This is a genomic window from Trinickia sp. Y13, assembly GCF_029522115.1.
In the GTDB taxonomy this organism is placed as follows: Bacteria; Pseudomonadota; Gammaproteobacteria; order Burkholderiales; family Burkholderiaceae; genus Trinickia.
Genome location: NZ_JAKWFK010000001.1, coordinates 273,781 through 292,581 on the forward strand (window position 1 = coordinate 273,781; position 18,801 = coordinate 292,581).

Consider the following 18,801-nt stretch of genomic DNA (forward strand, 5'->3'; position numbering starts at 1 on the left):
GGCATAATGGTATACCAAGCTACCACCAGCCAGGAGGCTCGAATGTCGTTCGCGAAGACGGGAGCAACGCCGTACTACGCCGTGATTTTTACGTCGATTCGCACGCAGGTCGACGAAGGCTATGCGGAAATGGATCGTATCTTGTGCGAGGCCGCCGAGAAGCAACCGGGTTACCTCGGGGCCGAGTCGGCGCGTGACGGCGTGGGCATAACCGTCTCCTATTGGCGCGATCTGGAATCGATTGCCGCTTGGAAGGCCGACGCGACGCATCTGACCGCGCAAAGGCGGGGCCGCGAGAACTGGTATGAAGAATATGTCACGCGCATCTGCAAGGTCGAACGCGATTATTCGTTCAAGAAGGCGTGAGCCGAACGCGCATGGCAGGTGAGGCAGCGGCCGCAAGGGGCGCGCTGCCGGCAGTGGCGTCTATTCTTATTCGTCTTGGCTGCCCGAATCGCCGTGGCTGTTGCCGGTGTTGCCGTTGTCATTGCCGGCGCTACCGGGGCTGCCCGGCAGCGTGCTGAACGGGCGGCGCCGGCGCGTGACGACCACCGGCGCATCCGACGAACGATTGTCCGGGCCTGCCGGGGCGCCGTAATGCTCGCGTGGTTCACGCGGTTCCCGGTGTTCGCGCCCCTCGCGCGGTTCGCGGCCTTCGCGGGGGCCGGAGCCCTCGCGCGAACCATGGCGTTCGCCGTAGCCGCCGGTGCGCGGCCCGCGCGGGCCGGGACGCGTGCCCGTATCGAGTTGAATCGTGGAAATGGCGCGTTTGTAAATACCTTGCAGCCCGACGGGCGTGCGCAGCATGACGAGGTATTGATCGAACGACTCGATGCATCCCGTCAGGCGAATGCCGTTGACGAGATAGATCTCGACGCGCTTGCGCTCCTTGCGCGCGGCGTTCATGAAGTCGTTCTGCGGATGCGATTCGGAAGGATTCGGCATTGCTAGGACTGCAGCGGGGGCTGCTCCAGGGTTGGTTGGCGGCTGCGCGACGATACACGCACGATTGGCGGGGATTTTACCCCGTGTGCGCAACGCGTGTGTCGATTTGGCGAAGATGAAGGCGCCGCGGCCGCGGCCAAGGCGCTTCTCGACGATGGTTTGCACGACGTTGGCGCGCCGTGCGGCCGCCTAGCGCCGTGTTGGCGCGTGAACGGCCCAATGGAGGGCGCGAATTGGTAACGTTTTCTTACGACTTCGCGGCCGCACGCGCCGCATGAGCAAAATGCGGAAAATTCTAGGGCCCGGGGGAGTGATGAGCCGCGCCTCGAACCTCGGGCTAGGCGCTGTCTTCGCGTCCAGCTGGCCCCACGCGAGCGCGCTCGATCGAGGAGTCGAAGCGGGCCAACCAACCTGTGTCCGGCCGCTCGACCGAACGCTTGCCGGGGTGCAGCGCTGTCGCGTCAGCTCCGCTGATCGATGCCGGCGCTCACGCCGTGTTCGCCGTTGCGATCGTCGTGACGATTGCTGCGTGCGGAACCGTCGCGCAATTTGTCTAGCTTGGCGAGCTCTTCGTCTCGCAAGGCGCGGCGCAAAATCTTGCCGACGTTGGTCTGCGGCAGCTCGTCGCGAAACTCGATCAGCTTCGGTACCTTGTAGCCGGTGAGATTCTTGCGGCAGTGATCGAGGATTTCTTCGCGGGTGAGGCCGGGTGTGCGCGGGACGATGAACACTTTGGGGCGTTCGCCTTGCACGTCGTCGGGAATGCCGATGGCGGCAACGTCCTTGACGCCCGGGTGCATTGCGATCACATCCTCGATTTCGCTCGGATAAACGTTGAAGCCGGACACGAGAATCATGTCCTTCTTGCGGTCGATGAGCTGGATGAAGCCCGCCGAATCCATGAGGCCGATGTCGCCCGTGGCTAGCCAGCCTTCGTCGTCGAGGACCTTCGCCGTCTCGTCGGGCCGCATCCAATATCCCTTCATGACTTGCGGGCCTTTGACGCACAGTTCCCCGGCTTCCCCGATGTTGGCCCATGTGCCGTCGTCCTTTCGGAACCGTACGAGTGTCGAAGGGGCGGGCAAGCCAACCGATCCGTCGAATTCGCGTAAGTGTTCGAGATCGACGGGATTGAGCGCAACGATGGGCGAGCATTCGGTGAGGCCGTAGCCTTCGACGATCGGTTTGCCCGTCACCGCTTTGAAGCGTTCGGCGACGGCGCGTTGCGTGGCCATGCCGCCTGCCATCGCGAGCTTCAGATTGGAGAAGTCGCGCTTGCAGAATTCTTCGTTGTCCAGAAACGCCTTATAAAGGGTATTGATTGCGAGAATGCCCGTGAACGTCCGCTTGCGCAAAATCTGCATGACGCGTTTGGTGTCGCGCGGGTTGGCGATCAAGATGTTGCGCCCGCCCAGGCCCAGGAAGATGAGTGCGCTCACCGTGAGCGAGAGGATGTGATAGAGCGGTAACGGCGTCAGCACCGTCTCGATCTCGCTCGTGAGTTGCCGCTCGGCCCAGGCCTTCGCTTGAAGCAGATTCGCGACGATGTTTCGGTGCGTAAGCATCGCGCCCTTGGCGACGCCGGTTGTGCCCCCCGTGTATTGCAGGAACGCCAGTTCGTCGTGCGCGACGATCGTCGGCGAGAGAGACGATTTCGCGCCGAGTGCGAGTGCGCGGCGCAAGCGCACGGCGTGGGGCAAGCGGTAGGCCGGCACCATCTTTTGCACGCGTTTGATCACGAAGTTCAGCAAGCGTCCCTTGAGATTGAGCCCATCGCCGAGTAGATCGCCGAGCGCGGTCACGACGATATGCTCTACGGCCGTCCCGGGCAGCGCTTGTTCGAGCGTCTTCGCGAAGTTCTCGAAGACGACGATCGCCTTGGCGCCGCTGTCTTTCAATTGATGCGCGAGTTCCCGCGGCGTGTAGAGGGGATTCACGTTGACGACGACGGCGCCGGCTTTGAGCACGCCGAACAATGCCACGGGGTACTGGAACGTGTTGGGGAGCATGATCGCGACGCGATCGCCGCGCCGGATGCCCACGCGTTGCAAATACGCGGCGAACGCCTTTGCCTTGCGGGCCAGCGTGTCGTACGTCATTTCCGAGCCGACGCTGACGTACGCCGTGCGACCGCGGAACTGCGAGGTGCAGTCGTCGAAGAAATGCGCGACCGATTGATATTGCGTCACGTCGATCTCATGCGGTACGCCGGGCGGATAGGACGCGTACCAGATGCCATCGGTGTTGGGCGGATCCGCCGCGCTTTGCGCCGCGCGTTGCGGCGGGTCGCTCGCGTTGGCGGGGGCTTTTGCGGGATCGGTGGCGGCTTGCTGCGCGGAAGGCTGGTTCATGTCGTGATGTCCCTGTTGTCGTCGTCTTCTTGAGCAGCGCGGCGATCGATCGGCGATCCCTCGATCGCCGCGGCGCCGCGTTTCAGCGACTGGGTCAATGTCCGTCCACATCGACCGACAGATCGGCCGGCTTGTCTGGTCGTATCGGCGGTGATGTTTCGGGTGCGGGCGCCGGTGCGGACCGCTCCAGCCTGCCGGGTTGCGCTTCAGAACGGTCTAAATCGGCTGGGAAATCGTCCACGCTAATCAACGCGGCGCCGTCGCGGGCATAGCTGACCAACGCCTCGCGCTCGCGTGCGTCGATCGTCCCGCTTGCTTCGAGCGCACGCGCCCAGCCGGGCACGTCGGCCAAATTTTGAGGCATCGGCTTTACGCGGCCTTCACGAACGGCCTCGTGCAGCTTCGCTTCGATTTCCGCGATTTCTTGGCCGAGTGCGAGCAATCGCTCACCGCATGCAATCGGATCGCGAGGATCCGGCTCGCTCGGCACGTGAGAGCCGGCCAGCAAGCGCTCGCGCGCATCGCAGGGTGTTTGAAGCAGCAGGGCGATGGTGCTGGCCAGCGCATCCGAAGGCGGGCGCCGCCGTAGGCCGTAGGGAAACGCGAGCGTGCGCATGATCGCAGCGGCGAAGCGATTGGGGAAATTCGCGAAGAGGCCTTCGAGCGCTTGATCGGCCGCGAGTAGCGCGTCTTTGAGCCCCCAGCGCACGAACGGCAAATCTTCGGCGTGCGCGCCCTCGTCTTCGAAGCGCTTGAGCGTGGCGGACATCAGCACGAGCGCGGAGAGCACATCGCCGAGCCGCGCCGACAATCGCTCCCGCCGCTTCAGTTTGCCGCCGAGCACCAGCATCGACATGTCGGCCACGAATGCGAAAGCGATGCAAAGCCGCGTGACCGCGCGGTAATACTTGGCCAGCACCGGCGTCGCGCCGCGCGGCTTCTTCAAGAACACGCCGCAAGTCAAGCCATGCACGAGGCTGCGCAATGCGTTCGATGCAAGAAAGGCGGCATGGCGGAAGAACGCGTTGTCGAAGGCGATCAACGCGCGCTGTGCATCGTCGTCGCGCGCGGCTGTCATCTCCTTGAGCAGATACGGATGGCATCGAATCGAGCCCTGGCCGAAGATGATGAGCGAGCGCGTGAGGATATTGGCGCCTTCGACCGTGATCGAAATCGGCATTTGCTGATAGGCGCGCGCCAGAAAGTTCGACGGCCCGAGACAAATGCCCTTGCCACCGGCAATATCCATCGCATCGTTCACGATCTTTCGGGCGCGTTCGGTCACGTGATATTTGGCGATGGCCGACAGCACGGCGGGCCGTTCTCCGAGATCGACCGCTTGCGCGCAAAAGCGCCGCATCGCGTCGATGACGTAGAGATTGCCGCCCATGCGGCCGAGCGCTTCATGAATGCCTTCGAACTTGCCGATCGGCGTTTTGAACTGGCGGCGCAGCGCCGCATACGCGCTCGTGCCGCGCACGGCGAGCTTGGCCGTGCCAACGCCTCCGGAAGGCAATGAGATCGCGCGGCCGGCAGCGAGGCATTCCATCAACATGCGCCAGCCGTTGCCCACTTGCGCGGGGCCACCGATCACCCAATCGATGGGAATGAAGACATCCTTGCCCGAGTTCGGCCCGTTTTGAAAGACCGCGTTGAGCGGCCAGTGACGCCGGCCGATCGATACGCCCGGGTGCGCCGTCGGAATCAAGGCGCAGGTGATCCCGGGCTCGTCGTCGGGGCCGAGTAGATGCTCGGGATCGCTCACGCGAAACGCGAGGCCGAGCACCGTGGCGATCGGGCCTAGCGTGATGTAGCGCTTATCCCACGTCACGCGAAAGCCCAGCGTTTCGCGGCCTTGATACGTTCCTTTGCAGACGACGCCGAGATCGGGGATGGCCGCGGCGTCGGATCCGGCGTAGGGACTCGTGAGGGCGAAGCAAGGGATTTCTTCGCCGCGAGCGAGGCGGGGAAGGTAATAGGCCTTTTGCTCCTCGGTGCCGTAATGCGACAGCAACTCGGCGGGCCCGAGCGAGTTGGGCACCATGACAGAGACGGTTGCCGCCGAGCAGCGCGAGGCGAGCTTCGCGATCACTTGCGAATGCGCATAGGCGCTGAAGCCCTTGCCGCCGTGGCCCTTGTCGATGATCAAGCCGAGGAAGCCTTTCTGCTTGATGTACTGCCAAGATTGCGGCGATAGGTCTTGCCAGCGCGCGGTAGTTTCCCAATCGTTCGCGCTATCGGCCAGGGCCGCGCACTCGTTATCGACGAACGCGCGCTCCTCGTCGGTCAGCACGGGCGGGCCGTGTGCAAGCAGGGCGTCCCAGTCGGGGCGGCCGGTGAATAGCTCGGCGTCCCACCAGACGGTGCCCGCTTCGATCGCATCGCGCTCGGTGGCCGACATCTCCGGCAGCGCGCGACGAAACATCGACAGCACGCGCGCGCTAACGAGCGCGCGCCGCAGCGGCTTGAGCGTCATGATCAGGGCGGGCAGCACGAGCACGATGGCGAGTGCGATGCAGGCGGCAAGCCCGGCGGCTTTCGTCGCGGCCACGATCGCGACCCATGCGCCAAGCGTGATCAGCCACCACAGTGCCGCCGCTTCGTTGAAGATCAAGATTGCACCCGCGACGACGAGCGCCACGACGAGCGATGCCATGTGCGTTTCTCCGTGCGGCGCGCATGCGCGCCGTGCGCAGTTAGAGTGCGGGACGCACGCCTTCTTGCTGCTGTCCGGCGTGCGCGCCGGCCGCTTGCAATGCGTGAGCGCCTGCTACCGGTGCGCCTGCGTGTTCCTCGGGCTTGACCTCGCCCTGTGCCTCGTCGTGCGGCGCAGGCGCAACGAGCGGGCCACATTCGCCGATGGCGGCGGCCGCGTCGCAACTGTCGCCGGCATCGCCCAACACGGCGGCGAACGCCGCAAGTTGGGTGCCATCAGGCAACGGCGCTTTGAGCGCGGCGACCATCAGCGACGCGAGCCGCGCGATCAGATGCAGATCGCTGATCGCTTGCCCTTTGGAGAATTCGGCGATCAGGTTGTCGGTGTCCGCCCCGGCCAAGACGCCCGACAGCGCACCGATCGCGAAATGCAACCGCCACCCGAGTTCTTCTCGCGGCAGATGCGGCAAGGCATGCTGAAACGCATCGAAGAAACGCTCGGCGACATCGGCGTAGTGGCCGTTCAGGAAATCGTGAATGAAGGCGGACGGATCGGTATAGGCGCGACCGAGCAAACGCAGAAAGGCGGGGCCGCCGGCACGCGGATCGCGCGAGAGGCGCAATGCGGGAATGAACATTGCGCCGAGCACGTGCTCGCAGGTCAAGCGATCGGCTAGCTGAGCCTCGAAACGATCGAGCAACTTCAATCGCTCGACATTGAGCGTGTCCAAACGGCGCGCGAGCATTGCATGAATGAGCGCTTCCTTACTGCCGAAGTGATAGTTGACCGCGGCAAGATTCACATCGGCGCGCGACGTGATTTGCCGCAGCGACATGGCTTCGTAGCCGCATTCGATGAAGATGTCTTCGGCGGCGTCGAGAATGCGCGCCTTGGTATCGCCGGTGGTCCGGCTTGGTGTTCGAACTGCCATGTATGCCTCCCTGTCGATCAGAGCGAACGCTTTGGCGCTCGACCCCGCTCCCATGCATAGCTACGCCGGTGACCGGCCGCGAACAAGCGATTCAAGTCTCCGCTTGAAATTCGTTATTTTTAGCACGATAAAAACGCTGGGAAATGGCGGCAAGCGTTCTTTGTGGGTGGAGCCCTCTAGTGGCCGGAGGAACCCCAATTTGCGTTGCAGTGCAGCAATACGGGCGGAGGACGGAACGGGAGCGAACGCGGGAAGGCGCGTTTAGCGCTTTCCCGCATGTGCAACGAGCGATGTCAGACAACGGGAGACGCGGCGACTTCCTGCGCCGAACGTGTCATATCGATGCCGCGTTTTTCGGGGCCAAATAGGATGAAGATGGCGATGACGACCGAGGCGATACCCGCGACGACGGCGAGCGCGAACGCATAGTTATTGCCATTGCTCACGGCGACGGACGCTTGCATGGTCGCGTTGACCGACGCGATCAGGTTGCCGAGCTGATAGACCAGGCCCGGGAATGTCGCGCGCACTTCATCGGGAGAAATTTCGTTCAGATGGACGGGGATGACGCCCCATGCGCCTTGCACCGAAATCTGCATCAAGAACGCACCGACCGCGAGCAGGACGGGGCCGCTCGAGAAGGCCCACAACGGCAAGACGGGCAAGGCGATCAAAGCGGCGATACAGATGGCGCGGCGCCGGCCGATCTTCTCCGAGAGCGAACCGAAGAACAGGCCGCCGACGATCGCGCCGATATTGAGCACGATAGCAATGATCGAAACCGTATGCGGATCGAAGTGATGTTGCTCGCGAAGGAAGGTCGGGTAGAGATCCTGAGTGCCGTGCGAGAAGAAGTTGAACGCCGTCATGAGAATGATCGAATACAGCGCGAGCGTCCAATTCTTCCTGAATGTGGCCAGCATGCTCGGGCGAACGCGCTTTGTATCGAGCGCCTTCCAAGCCGGCGATTCCTGCACGTTGCCGCGGATGTAGAGCACGAGCAACGCCGGGACGACCCCGACGAAGAACATGCCGCGCCAGCCCACGTATTGATAGAGCACGCCGAAGACGATCGAGGCAATTAGGTAGCCGCTGGGATAGCCCGCTTGCAAGAGGCCGGAGACGAGGCCGCGCGATTTGGCGGGAATGGTTTCCATCGTCAAGGCCGAACCGACACCCCATTCTCCGCCCATGGCGATGCCGAACAGCGCGCGCAAGACGAGCAACGTGGCGAGGTTCGGCGAGAAGCCGGAGACCAATTCGAGCAGCGAGTAGCACGCGACGTTGACCATCAGCGTCGGGCGACGGCCGAACTTGTCGGCGAGGCGGCCGAAGATCAGCGCACCGATGGGGCGCATGGCGAGCGTCAAGGTGATGGCGAAAGCGACTTCGGGGATTTTCGTATGGAATTCGGCTGCGATGTCTTTCAGCACGAACACCATGAGAAAGAAGTCGAATGCGTCGAGCGTCCAGCCCAGGTAGGCGGCGATCGTTACGTTTCGTTGTTCCTTGGTCCACGTCATTTGAGATTCTCCTTTGGCTCCAGCTGCTGTGTACTGGCGAGTCGTCTCGGATGCTTTTGGCACATGTGGCGTAAGGGCTTGCATCGCCCCGTGGGGCCGTTCAAGTGTACGCGCTCTTTAAGCGGACGCAGGGTCGGGGAGGGGGTATGCGGGCTAATCCCTACGTGGAAGATGGGCGAATGCGCAGGTTTCGCGTTGATTGTTGGGGGATTGAAAGGGATGGGTCGGTTTTGCGGTTTGCAGCCTGCTGTTGGTTACCTTTTGCGGTGAAAATGGCGTGTAGGCTTGCGCGGCTAGCCATGCTTGGGTTCGCTAATGGTCTTGTTTTTTGTCTTGCCTGCTCTGAGTAGTTGTTGCGATTTTTTCTTTCGAAATGGGTAGTGCTCGTATGTCGACCGGCTCCGTTTTGCCTCCCCTTGATACGCCCCGCCTCTTGATCCGGCAGCGCACGCTCGCCGATCTCGAAGATTGCATCGCCATGGACCGCGATCCCGAAGTGACGCGGTATATCAAAGGGCCTTGGAATGATCCCGCCGAGCATCGAAAGTTTGTCGAGTTTCGCATCACCCGGCCATATCCGCCGGGACTCGGGTATTGGTCGATTCGCGAGCGCCGCGCGCCGGAGGAGTTCGTCGGCTGGGTGCTGCTCATCCCCGATCATGGGGTTGGGCCGGAGGTGGAGATCGGGTGGCGGCTCGTTCGGGATGCTTGGGGGAGAGGGATTGCCAGTGAGGCGGCGAGGGCGTTGGTTGCATATGCGCTTGGGACGAGAAGGCTGCCCCGGGTGATTGCGGATATCGCTAGCGGGAACGTTGCGTCGAAACGCGTGGCGGTCAAGATTGGTATGCGGTGGGTCGAGCAGGTCGAGGAAGAGGGGGCTCGGTACGAGCGGTATCGGGTTGAGAGGGAGGGTTTGCGGGTGGGGTGACGATATAGCGAGTCGTGAAATGACCGCGCGAAACCGGAAACGCCGCCCGGATCGCAAAATACCAAATGCGTTGCTGCGGTTGGTCTTGTTCAATATCTAAGAAACGACCACTTGCCTTCTATTCAACGGCCCGATTGCGACCGATTTCGCATAATCCGCTGCTCTTTTCGCCTTAGCACGTGACGTAAGCCCAGTATCCGGGAATAAAAAAAACGTCCGTGGATTTATCTGACCGGCCGTCGATGGCAAATGACATGACGAAGATTGTCTGTCTAGAATTGATCGGGCAGTTGTAGAAGGTCGCCGTGCTAATGCCGAACTCCCGGCAAATCTCCGGCACCGCCACGCCAGCTTCCGCTCGCTTGAGCGCTTCCATGATCTGGCTATCCGTGAACTTCGACTTCTTCATTGCGTAGAACTCCCTTTGCTGGAAATTCTACTTCTGATCCCGCTTACTGGACGGGAGGATTACCCAGGGACCGCATCGCCACGAACTCCGGTCCCGGAGTGATCGGGTACGTCAAAAGGCCCTGGAATCCCGATCACGCATCGACGGTTCGTCCGATTTTGAATTATCCAGCCATAGTCGCCGCAATCAGAAATTCGTCGCCTCGGCGTCGCGGGCCGAAGCCGCTTTCTTTGGGTGCTGCGCATTCCCCTTCACGGGGGCGGGCCGGAGGCGGAAGTCGAGTGGTCGTGGCCGGCCGCAGGACGGAGCTCGGCAATCCAAGTGCTTCGTGTTTTGCCGTTTGCTTGCGTATCGACATAAACAGATGGAATTTAACCAAATATTGGGTGGCGGGGCGGAGAAACTGGGCCATTTCCCGGTTACTGATTTTAGAATCTCAACATCTGATTTTATGTATTGAGTTGGTCTTGCGGTGGGGTTGACTGCTGTCCTTGTAAAGATAGACTGAGACTTGATATTGAAAGCAATGAGGGAAAGGCGAAAAAGAAAGTCGCTCGAGCTTATTGTGTGATGTCCGTTGCTTACGCCGAATTGCTTCGATTTTTAGTCGTGGCGTCCTGTGAATCTTGGAGATCGCTTATGAATAACGCAACGCAATACATGTCGATTCAAGTCGAATATTCGCTTTTAGATCCTAGTACTCCCTATTCTCCCGATTCTGATACAACCGTGGAGTGGGGAATGGATCAGAACGATCCGATGCCATTCGCTTGGTCTCTATGGTCCCCGTTGAACCCAGAGGGCGCCATGTACATGAATCAACTCGCGTCGTGGGACTCGAAGTCGCCGCTTAATATTTCATATTTTTCCATCCAAGATGCCGACGATAGCGTTGCATTGCTTAATACGGTAAAGATAATAATTCCTACGGGTATTACTTTTCCGGGTTTGGTATTTCAGTTTTATCTGCTGGCAGACAAAACGGTGCAAAACAAAACGCCAGTTGACTTCACCGCAGCAGCTATTCCGACTCAATTGCAGATCACGATAAGAGATGGAAGTGATTCAACCAATAAGGCTGTTCTGACATTTGACGAACCTCAAAGTTCCGCGTTGATTTTTATCAACAACGATTGAATGTGATGCTTGAGGTGTGGCGTAAATTCGATAGGCTGGGTGTAGGTTGAATCGTGTGAGATGCGATTTTTATTCCGAGATTTATATCGTGTTGCACGCTAGCCCTGAATTAGCAAGTTGCTATTTCGCCGGTTGTGCTGTCTGATATATGACTGATGGCTTTAATCTAAGCAATATTTAAAATTTGGAGTGATATATGGGACCCATAACGCAATATATGCCGATCAAGGTGGACTATATAACTGACTCTCCTATTAATGGTGGAACGAACGGGGTCACCATAAAATGGAGCACGCTGGGAACTTTGGGTGAGCATTTTTCGTGGGGGTTGTGCAATCCGCTGAGCGGGAGTGGGACGACCGTGATGAATCAAGCCGGCACGTTTGATTCGCCATTGGCGCTGCCGCTTTGCTCTTTTTCGATTCTTGCCGTCGATGCAAATCTGCATAATGCCGTTGAGATAAAAATCCCACCGAATACCGATTTCAATGGGATGAGTCTCCAGTTCTTTTTGCTGGCGGACAATACGGTGACGAGCAAGACAAAGGTCCCTCTTTCCGTGTCGAGTCCGCCTGCGCAATTAACGATTCACGTGTACGACGCAAAAGCGCCGGCGGTGGGATGTAAGTTGAATCACCTTCAGTTCACCGGATCTTTCTACTTCCGTCCCGAGGGTTGAGCGTCGAGTCGACCACCGGTGTGCCGCTGAATCGATATCCTGCAGTAGATGAGAGGTCATATGCCTATCACCCAATCGTATCCGGAATTCAACAATTGTACGATTAGATTCGAGAATTTTGTTCCGGGCGAAATAATCAGACTCGCGACCGACAAAATGGGATTGTCAGGCGAGGAGGCGAGCAACGCGCCAACGATCTGGTCCTGCTCCGTGGGTGATGAAAAGGGATGCCTGAAGATTCAGCGGACAGTGGTGGGTCGGGAATGGACAGTTCCGATTGGCCTGTCTCTTTTTAGCGCCCAAGGTGATGTTTTGTCACTGCAAGTGGCGGGCGAAGATATTGCTGCTACATCCGATGTTAAGCACACTGAGGCGATCTCGCCACTGTTTTCATTGATTCATGTCGATACCTTTCTGAGCGCGGTATCTGGCACAGCGCAGGCGACGCTGTATTTCCGAAGTTCGTATGAAGCGACCGCGTCCGTGGAGCTTTGCGGTCAAAGAGCTCTACTGAGCAATAATCGTTGGCAGGCGACTTATGATTGGGTTTTTAATGATCGCGACAAGAGGTAATGGAGCGCCACTTCGAGCTGAGTTGTTTATCTGAATGATGGTTGCTGACCTGCGAGGTACGCGATGGACCACGTGAACGAAAGCGAGCTTGTAAGCATGAAGGGAGAGCCATCGCCACCAGACGGATCTTCGCCTCACCCGGATTCGGCGGACGACGTGCATGCTCGCTCAGCCCCGACACATATTTCGCCGATCAAAGGAGACCGATCTCAGTATTCTACAGAGAATTCCTCGAAACTCTATCCCGTTACTATCGTGCTTTATCAATTGCCAGCCGACGGAAAAGCGGATGTTATAATCTATCCTTTCTGTAACGCGAATTGGTCAAGTGGCGGAAAGGGAATCGGTGTCACTCAGATGACAATTGAGGTTCCTCGAGGCGGGGTCATGCCGATGCGTAGTTTTGGATTAAATCGTCGTCGGCTTTCATTTAAAACATCGAATGCTTGTGACGAGCTTAGAATCTCGCTATATCTGAATTCGAGTGAATCGCTGATTCAGGGTCGCGTCGATTTGTCAACCGGCGGTTGGGCCAGATTTGAGTCGGAAATCGATGAAACGAATGTGACGCAGAGGGGATCGTTTGCTCTTATGATCGGAGGGGCATAATGAATCTTGTCCCGGTTATTTTTGATTTTAGGGATATTTCCCAAAAATACAATTTGTGCGTCTGTTTGACGACCGCGGACGTTTGTTGGGCTCTCGCGGATGAAGGTGTTGGTGATCAGGGATTATCCTACAATTCCGTTATTCCGGATGATTCTCGCGCGCCGTGTATTCAGCGAGTGCAAATCAAGACGTCGCCGTCGGGATCAGTTCTCGAGTTGGACGTGGACCCGTCGCTCGGAAGTAGCACGTTCACGTTGACGTGTTATGTGGAGGTGCCACCAGATTTGAAGTCGATTCAGGGTTATTGCTCGTTGAGCAGCGATGCTCGTATCGTGGTCCGGTTCGGCGATGCCCCAGCTGTTGAATGGTGTGACGGTCCAATCGAGATGGTGCTGTGCGCGGCGCCTTCGCACGCGCGACGCCTTACTGTGACGGGCACAGGGTTGTCTGGGGGGGAAGTGGCGACCATTAATTTGTCTGGTCCAGCTAAGGCGTTCGACGTTGATTGGGTGATTTTAAACGGGCGGTCGGGAATCTGTTCTGTATCCATGATGCCGGTGCATGGCAAGACTTTCGCGCTATGCGCATTGTCGATGGGAAAGAACCAGTTGAAGCTGGTGACTTCACCGGATGTCACTAATAGTGATGCATGTGATTTCATAATCGAAACCTATGTTGATATAACCGAATCCGCTTCGACGGATCTTGGCATTAACCAAATATTGCTATGGACTAATTATCAAGGTGCGGGCAAGATCTCCGCTAAGCTAGGTGCGCAGTTGCCGCGCTATCTGACAAACATAAAAAGTGCTTTTGATGTGACTTAATCGTGCTCGACATATGACACGATCTTGTTGTTGGATCAATCGGTTGCCTGCTGTCGAGTGAAATTGACGGGGCGGAGTATAAGTTTAATGTATGTTTCAGATTGTTGCCATGCTGATGACGCAAATCGATCCAGAGCAGGTAGGTGCTGTCGGCCAGCTGGTTCGGCGGCGACCTGCGACCACACCTTGTAATGTCGGATCATGCTAAATCTCCCAACCGACCCTGAGCAAGTAATAGCGGGCGTTAGCAATGCGCTACGTAGCTTTATCTGCGCGTACGTGCCTCGCTTGGCGTCCGAGGATACGGTGGTGTTCGATTCGCCTGGGGCGCCCGAGGCCATTAGCGAAAACAAGCTTTTGCTTTATCTGTACCAAATCGAGCTCAATCCAGAATTGCGCAATGCTCCGCCGACGGTATCAGCGGAGCAGGGTGACTCGAGCATGGCCTCGCTAGTCCTGACGCCTGCACCGCTGGCGGTGGATTTGCTTTATATGGCCGTGATCTTCGGCCAATCTCCCGAGTACGAGCAGATGATCGGCGGCAGTGTGGTCGGCCTTCTGGACCGCTGCGGCAGCATACCATCAGAATTCATTACACAAACGCTTAGGGATAGTGATAACGCCAAACTCGCGGTGATCCCACAGCCTGCGACGATTCACATGCTGCGCGACCTGTGGGCGGGATTTCCGAACAAGGCGTATCACCTAACGAAGCTTTACACCGTCTCGCCCGTTCGCTTGCCATCGCCTGGCATGCCTGTCGATCTCGTGCTTAAGAGCGACGTAGGTGCAGTCATCTCCAATCGCCAATCGCAGCCGCCGAGGTGAATGTATGAAGCGCGACATAGTAGTCACCACTGAGCTCCCGGCGATCGTGCAATTGCTCGACGGATTCTCGGGTGAACCGCTCGACGGCGACGTCCCAGTAACGTTTCTGGTTGACGGAGCGCCCTACACGCCGCTTTACAAGGGAAGTGGCTTTTATGTGTTCATGGATCTGGTCGATACACGGCCGCACCACTTGAACGTGACTTGCGCCGGATTCGCAGACGTTCAAGCGACGCTGACCGCGATCTCGCTTCCGCTTCTTAAGCCGCTTGCGGACCTCATCGTCGTCCTCACCCTGGGACCGACTCCGGCCTATTCGTTTCCGACCGGCACCACACTGCTATGCGGACAAGTTATCAGCGACGGCGCACCGTTGGGGGACGTCGAGGTGTTCGCTCTATTTTCGGATCGACAGGGCACATGGCATTGGCGCAAGACTTGGACGTACGCAGCGCGGGATGACAGCCCTTACTTCGGGCACTACGCACTCGCTTTGCCTTCCAGCACTGCGAGCGCGCCAGTGAATCTTCGTTTTACAAAAGATGGACACACGTCGCATTTCGAGCGGGTGGCGCCAGCCCGCTCGCGGACGACAATTGTTGGTGCAAACCTGCAGCCGGCAAATGCCTAAGGAGATGTGAGCATGGCAGACGGGAACCCCTATTCGCATCCGGGCGTATATATCGATGAATTACCAGGAACGCCGACGATCGCTAGCGTCTCGACGTCCATTCCAGTGTTCGTCGGAGCGCCGCAAACGCTCGACCCCGCCGACCTGAACGTGGCTCGACTCGTCAACGGCTGGGCTGATTATCGGGCCCGATACGGTGACTATGTTTGGGGCTCCGAGCTGTCGAAGGCAGTGTACGAATTTTTTGCAGAGGGCGGGACGACGGCCTACGTCGTCGGCGTGAATTCAACGACTCAGTCTGCTCCGGCTGGCAACACCAGCATCTCCGACGCAGCGACCGCAACATATTCGATCAACGCGGCCAGTGCCGGTACGTGGGGTAAAAATCTCTATATCGCCATCGTCGACGCGGGGCCTACGCCGCCCACGGGTCAGGCATCCAGCTATTTTTCCGTGAATGTTCAGGTGAAGGTCGCCGATTTGACTGGCACCACGCTCACCATCGCGCAGCGGCTGCTCAAGCAGTACGTCACGGATAATGCAATAAAACCGACGGGCGACCACTATGTGTTGGAATCGTTTGGTGCCTTCACATTTTCCAGCGTGGCTGCGGGCGGTACCACCTGCAAATTGGCTGTGCAAATCAACGCGAAGTCGATATTCATTAGGGTGGTAGGTGTTGCGCCTGTCCAAGTCTCCAAGCTCACCACCGCTCGCACAGGCGCACCTACTCAGTTGAAAGGCGGTACGGACTTCGCGCTTTCGGGTTATTCGGCGGCGTGGCCTGCGCTCTCGTCGGTATCGGACGCCAGCCTCGTGGCGACCCCCGATGCTGCGGTCGCCGACATGACCGGCGGCGCGGATGCAACGGATGTGAAAGACTATAAAAAGGCCATTATTACAACGGGCGTGTTGTTGACATGCCAGAATGCAAACCTAAAGAACTTGTTTTATGTGATTGATGCGCCTTACGTTGGAATTCCCGCCAGTGTAAACGGCGCGATTCCTTCGAACGGCCAAAACGTCGTCGATTTCGTGTTGGGCACGAAAGACAATATACCTTTGATTTCGTACGAAAATGCCGGATTTTACTACCCGTGGCCAGTTGTGCTGAACCCCGTTTCCGGCATGAGTGTGCCCGTTCCGCCAAGTGGCCCGGTAATGGGTTGTATGGCGAGAACCGACATCAACGCGGGTGTGCATTTTTCGCCTGCGGGAGTGGTAAACGGTCATATTCAAACGGCCACGGGAATGACAAAATGGCTTAGTGAAATAGACCAGGATACCTGCAACCCGCATGGAATTAACGTAATTCGGAATGTCCCGGGTTACGGTATTACAATTTATGGGGCGCGCACGCTAGCTGTGGGGACGGAGTGGCAATACACGGCCGTTCGCCGTTTCGTGACGCAGTGTGAGTTGAGTTTGAAGGCAGGTCTTCAGTGGGTCGTTTTCGAACCCAATAGCAATTTTTTGTGGACGACTATCATTCGAGAGGTATCAGCCTATCTAAGTATGCTCTGGAATGAGGGCGCGCTGTTTGGCAATTCGCCGCAAGAGGCTTTTTTTGTGACCTGCGACGAGACGAATAATCCACCCGCCCAGCGCACGCAGGGCATCCTCAATGTCGACGTGGGGTTGGCTGTCCTCTATCCGGCGGAGTTCGTGGTGATCCGGATTTCGCAGATCACCTCGACTCCGAGTTCCGGATCTTGACGGAGTTATTTCATGGCTATCGATCCTTTTCGCGGATTTCGCTTCATCGTCGACATTACCCCAAAGGTGACTGCTTCGTTTTCGGAGGTCACCATACCGGATATCACCATTGATACAGTGGAATACCGTGAAGGGAAAGACAAGTACCCTAATAAACGAGTGTTTTCCGGTCTGACGTCGTACGGCACTGTATCTCTGAAGAAGGGAATAACATCGTCGCGCGACCTATATCTCTGGCATGCCTCTGTTGTGACCTCCGGAACGGCGGCAGCGCATGCTAAGCGCCACGGGACGATCATCCTGCTCGATGCCGATGGTTCTATCGGTGCGAAATGGACGTTCCATAACGCGTTTCCGACCCATTTGTCGACGACCGCACTGAGTGCGAGCAGCGCGGAAGTCATGATTGAAACACTCGAATTGCACATCGAGCGAATGACGCGTGATAAGTAACAGAGTTGACCGACTAACCAAAAGTTAAAGGTGCGGCCGTGGAAGATCCAATCTGTATTGAATTTCCGTTTACCTTAAAAATAGGGTTGCGTGGTGACGACGGCACCTTGCATCGAGAAGGCATAATGCGCCTTGCGACTGCCGCCGATGAGATCGTTTCCATGCGGGACAGCCGCGTCCAGGCCAACCCGGCCTATCAGCCGATCATTGTTTTGTCGCGAGTGATCCTAAAATTGGGGACGCTCGAGGTTATTACACCGGCTGTAATGGAAACGCTGTTTATGGCGGATTACAACCATCTGCTCAAGCTCTACGAAGAGATCAATCAGCTCGATACCGAGTCCGGAGAGCGTGCAGTGCCTGGGCAGCCGTTGGAGGCATTCCCGGGAAACGTGGAATCGCTGCCGTTTCAGGCCAGCTTTATGAGGAGATAGCGTTTATCGCTTATCACCTTCATTGGTCGCGTGCGGACATCATGTCGATGGCGCACTCGGAGCGGCGGCGGTGGTGTGAGGAAATCAGCAAGATCAACGACAAGATCAATGCAGCTCAAGAGACGGATGAGCCGCGAGGTATCGACATACGTGCGCTTGGGTAAGCACAGCCAACCCACGATCAGCGGAAATATCTAACACGGGTGATGTATGAGCTTTTCGGTCGGCGGTGCGCTTAACAAACTCGAGAGCGGATTCAAAACGCTAGAGAAGTTGGCGTTGGAACCCTACAAGGCATACAACTTCCGCGTGATACTGCATCCTGCTCTGAGTTCAGGAAACCTGATGAGTTCGATTGTGACCGGCGGCATCGCGAGCTTGGCGCTAGGCAGCTTTGCCAGTGTGGAAGGCATCGGTTGGAATACGGAAGTGCATACGGTGCGGCAAGGCGGAGTCAACGACCGTGAGCACAAGCTGCCGGGCCGGACGACGTGCAATGAACTGCAATTCACGAAAGGCCTGACGCTGCTTGATCCGATGTGGGAGTGGTACCGCTTCACCATGAAGGGCAAGGTGAAGCGCATGAACGGTACGATCTTCTTGATGTCGGATCTCCATACCCCCAGTTTTGGGCCCTTGCCCTCCGTAGGTCTACCGACTGCAGCGTGGAATTTTTATCATGCTTTTCCGCGCGCACTCGAGGGCGTGCATTTCGATGCCTCGCAAAGCGCACTAGCCGTCCAACGTATGACGCTTTCGATCGATCGGATCGAAAAGTTCAGTGTGAGCTCGTACTTCTAGTCATGCGGTGGAACTCGAAACGACTCCCGTTATTCCGCGTGCATGCGGCGTGGGTCTATTGGCGACGCTCGAATGCACGACCGCGCTGGCGGTCCTATGGCCTGTCGCGTTATCCATGGCCGTTGCAATTGGCGCCGCGGTTCGTGTTCGCCGTGTTTCCTGTGCGCAGACCTTTGCATCAAGCCATGTGGGGAAGGTCTCAGTCCGCGGGCCGCAGGCGTATGAACACGACGTTGCAGCGTCGAGCGCAAGCCTCGAAACGACCCCGTGCACCTCGCATGGCCGAGGGACCCGGGCGAGGGACTGCACTAGCGAGGAATGGCGGGAGGGCTGCCGCTGTCGCAGCGCCGCGCGTGCGCAAGCCGTCGCA

The 18,801-nt window shown here is 58.0% G+C and carries 18 protein-coding genes and 1 pseudogene; 13 read left to right on the top strand and 6 right to left on the bottom strand.

Features of this window, described 5'->3' with window-relative positions; genetic code table 11:
* Window positions 1-42: 42 nt before the first annotated feature.
* Complete coding sequence (locus tag MMB74_RS01170) at window positions 43-366, top strand: antibiotic biosynthesis monooxygenase (protein ID WP_277426756.1); 324 nt, start codon at window positions 43-45, stop codon at window positions 364-366.
* Window positions 367-432: 66 nt separating this feature from the next.
* Here MMB74_RS01170 and hfq read toward each other — a convergent pair whose 3' ends face one another.
* The 5 genes from hfq to MMB74_RS01195 all read right to left on the bottom strand — a co-directional run bounded on the left by hfq (window position 433) and on the right by MMB74_RS01195 (window position 8,406).
* On the bottom strand, window positions 433-945 hold the full coding sequence (gene hfq / locus MMB74_RS01175) for an RNA chaperone Hfq (protein ID WP_277426757.1): 513 nt from the start codon (window positions 943-945) through the stop codon (window positions 433-435).
* A gap of 461 nt (window positions 946-1,406) precedes the next feature.
* Window positions 1,407-3,296: an AMP-binding protein gene (locus MMB74_RS01180; RefSeq protein WP_277426758.1), complete on the bottom strand. Its 1,890-nt coding sequence runs from the start codon at window positions 3,294-3,296 to the stop codon at window positions 1,407-1,409.
* 94 nt (window positions 3,297-3,390) lie between these two features.
* A complete protein-coding gene (locus MMB74_RS01185) occupies window positions 3,391-5,952 on the bottom strand; it encodes an acyl-CoA dehydrogenase (RefSeq protein WP_277426759.1) in 2,562 nt (853 codons plus the stop codon).
* A 40-nt stretch (window positions 5,953-5,992) separates the two neighbouring features.
* Window positions 5,993-6,883, bottom strand: coding sequence for a TetR/AcrR family transcriptional regulator (locus MMB74_RS01190; protein ID WP_277426760.1), 891 nt, complete (start codon window positions 6,881-6,883; stop codon window positions 5,993-5,995).
* Between the two features lie 293 nt (window positions 6,884-7,176).
* On the bottom strand, window positions 7,177-8,406 hold the full coding sequence (locus MMB74_RS01195; RefSeq protein ID WP_277426761.1) for an MFS transporter: 1,230 nt from the start codon (window positions 8,404-8,406) through the stop codon (window positions 7,177-7,179).
* 388 nt (window positions 8,407-8,794) lie between these two features.
* Here MMB74_RS01195 and MMB74_RS01200 point away from each other — a divergent pair, with 388 nt between their 5' ends.
* Window positions 8,795-9,334, top strand: a complete 540-nt coding sequence (locus MMB74_RS01200; protein WP_277426762.1) for a GNAT family N-acetyltransferase — start codon at window positions 8,795-8,797, stop codon at window positions 9,332-9,334.
* A 292-nt stretch (window positions 9,335-9,626) separates the two neighbouring features.
* Here MMB74_RS01200 and MMB74_RS01205 read toward each other — a convergent pair.
* Window positions 9,627-9,743, bottom strand: a pseudogene (locus MMB74_RS01205) (transposase); the annotation flags it as partial.
* A gap of 639 nt (window positions 9,744-10,382) precedes the next feature.
* On the opposite strand from MMB74_RS01205, the gene MMB74_RS01210 reads away from it, so the two are divergent.
* The 11 genes from MMB74_RS01210 (at window position 10,383) to MMB74_RS01255 (ending at window position 18,431) form a co-directional block, all read left to right on the top strand.
* On the top strand, window positions 10,383-10,880 hold the full coding sequence (locus MMB74_RS01210; RefSeq protein ID WP_277426763.1) for a hypothetical protein: 498 nt from the start codon (window positions 10,383-10,385) through the stop codon (window positions 10,878-10,880).
* Window positions 10,881-11,076: 196 nt separating this feature from the next.
* The gene (locus tag MMB74_RS01215) at window positions 11,077-11,559 is read left to right on the top strand and encodes a hypothetical protein (protein ID WP_277426764.1); all 483 of its coding nucleotides are present in this window, start codon (window positions 11,077-11,079) and stop codon (window positions 11,557-11,559) included.
* Between the two features lie 60 nt (window positions 11,560-11,619).
* Window positions 11,620-12,132 (top strand): hypothetical protein, encoded by a 513-nt coding sequence (locus MMB74_RS01220; RefSeq protein ID WP_277426765.1) that lies wholly within the window; start codon window positions 11,620-11,622, stop codon window positions 12,130-12,132.
* Between the two features lie 608 nt (window positions 12,133-12,740).
* On the top strand, window positions 12,741-13,568 hold the full coding sequence (locus MMB74_RS01225; RefSeq protein WP_277426766.1) for a hypothetical protein: 828 nt from the start codon (window positions 12,741-12,743) through the stop codon (window positions 13,566-13,568).
* A gap of 201 nt (window positions 13,569-13,769) precedes the next feature.
* Complete coding sequence (locus tag MMB74_RS01230) at window positions 13,770-14,396, top strand: DUF4255 domain-containing protein (protein ID WP_277426767.1); 627 nt, start codon at window positions 13,770-13,772, stop codon at window positions 14,394-14,396.
* A 4-nt stretch (window positions 14,397-14,400) separates the two neighbouring features.
* A complete protein-coding gene (locus tag MMB74_RS01235; RefSeq protein ID WP_277426768.1) occupies window positions 14,401-15,027 on the top strand; it encodes a hypothetical protein in 627 nt (208 codons plus the stop codon).
* A 12-nt stretch (window positions 15,028-15,039) separates the two neighbouring features.
* Window positions 15,040-16,743: a phage tail sheath C-terminal domain-containing protein gene (locus tag MMB74_RS01240; protein ID WP_277426769.1), complete on the top strand. Its 1,704-nt coding sequence runs from the start codon at window positions 15,040-15,042 to the stop codon at window positions 16,741-16,743.
* A 12-nt stretch (window positions 16,744-16,755) separates the two neighbouring features.
* Window positions 16,756-17,196, top strand: coding sequence for a phage tail protein (locus tag MMB74_RS01245; RefSeq protein WP_277426770.1), 441 nt, complete (start codon window positions 16,756-16,758; stop codon window positions 17,194-17,196).
* A gap of 38 nt (window positions 17,197-17,234) precedes the next feature.
* On the top strand, window positions 17,235-17,630 hold the full coding sequence (locus MMB74_RS01250; protein WP_277426771.1) for a hypothetical protein: 396 nt from the start codon (window positions 17,235-17,237) through the stop codon (window positions 17,628-17,630).
* Window positions 17,631-17,671: 41 nt separating this feature from the next.
* Window positions 17,672-17,794, top strand: coding sequence for a DUF6760 family protein (locus MMB74_RS27395; protein WP_325340742.1), 123 nt, complete (start codon window positions 17,672-17,674; stop codon window positions 17,792-17,794).
* A 46-nt stretch (window positions 17,795-17,840) separates the two neighbouring features.
* Window positions 17,841-18,431 (top strand): phage tail protein, encoded by a 591-nt coding sequence (locus MMB74_RS01255; protein WP_277426772.1) that lies wholly within the window; start codon window positions 17,841-17,843, stop codon window positions 18,429-18,431.
* Window positions 18,432-18,801: the final 370 nt, after the last annotated feature.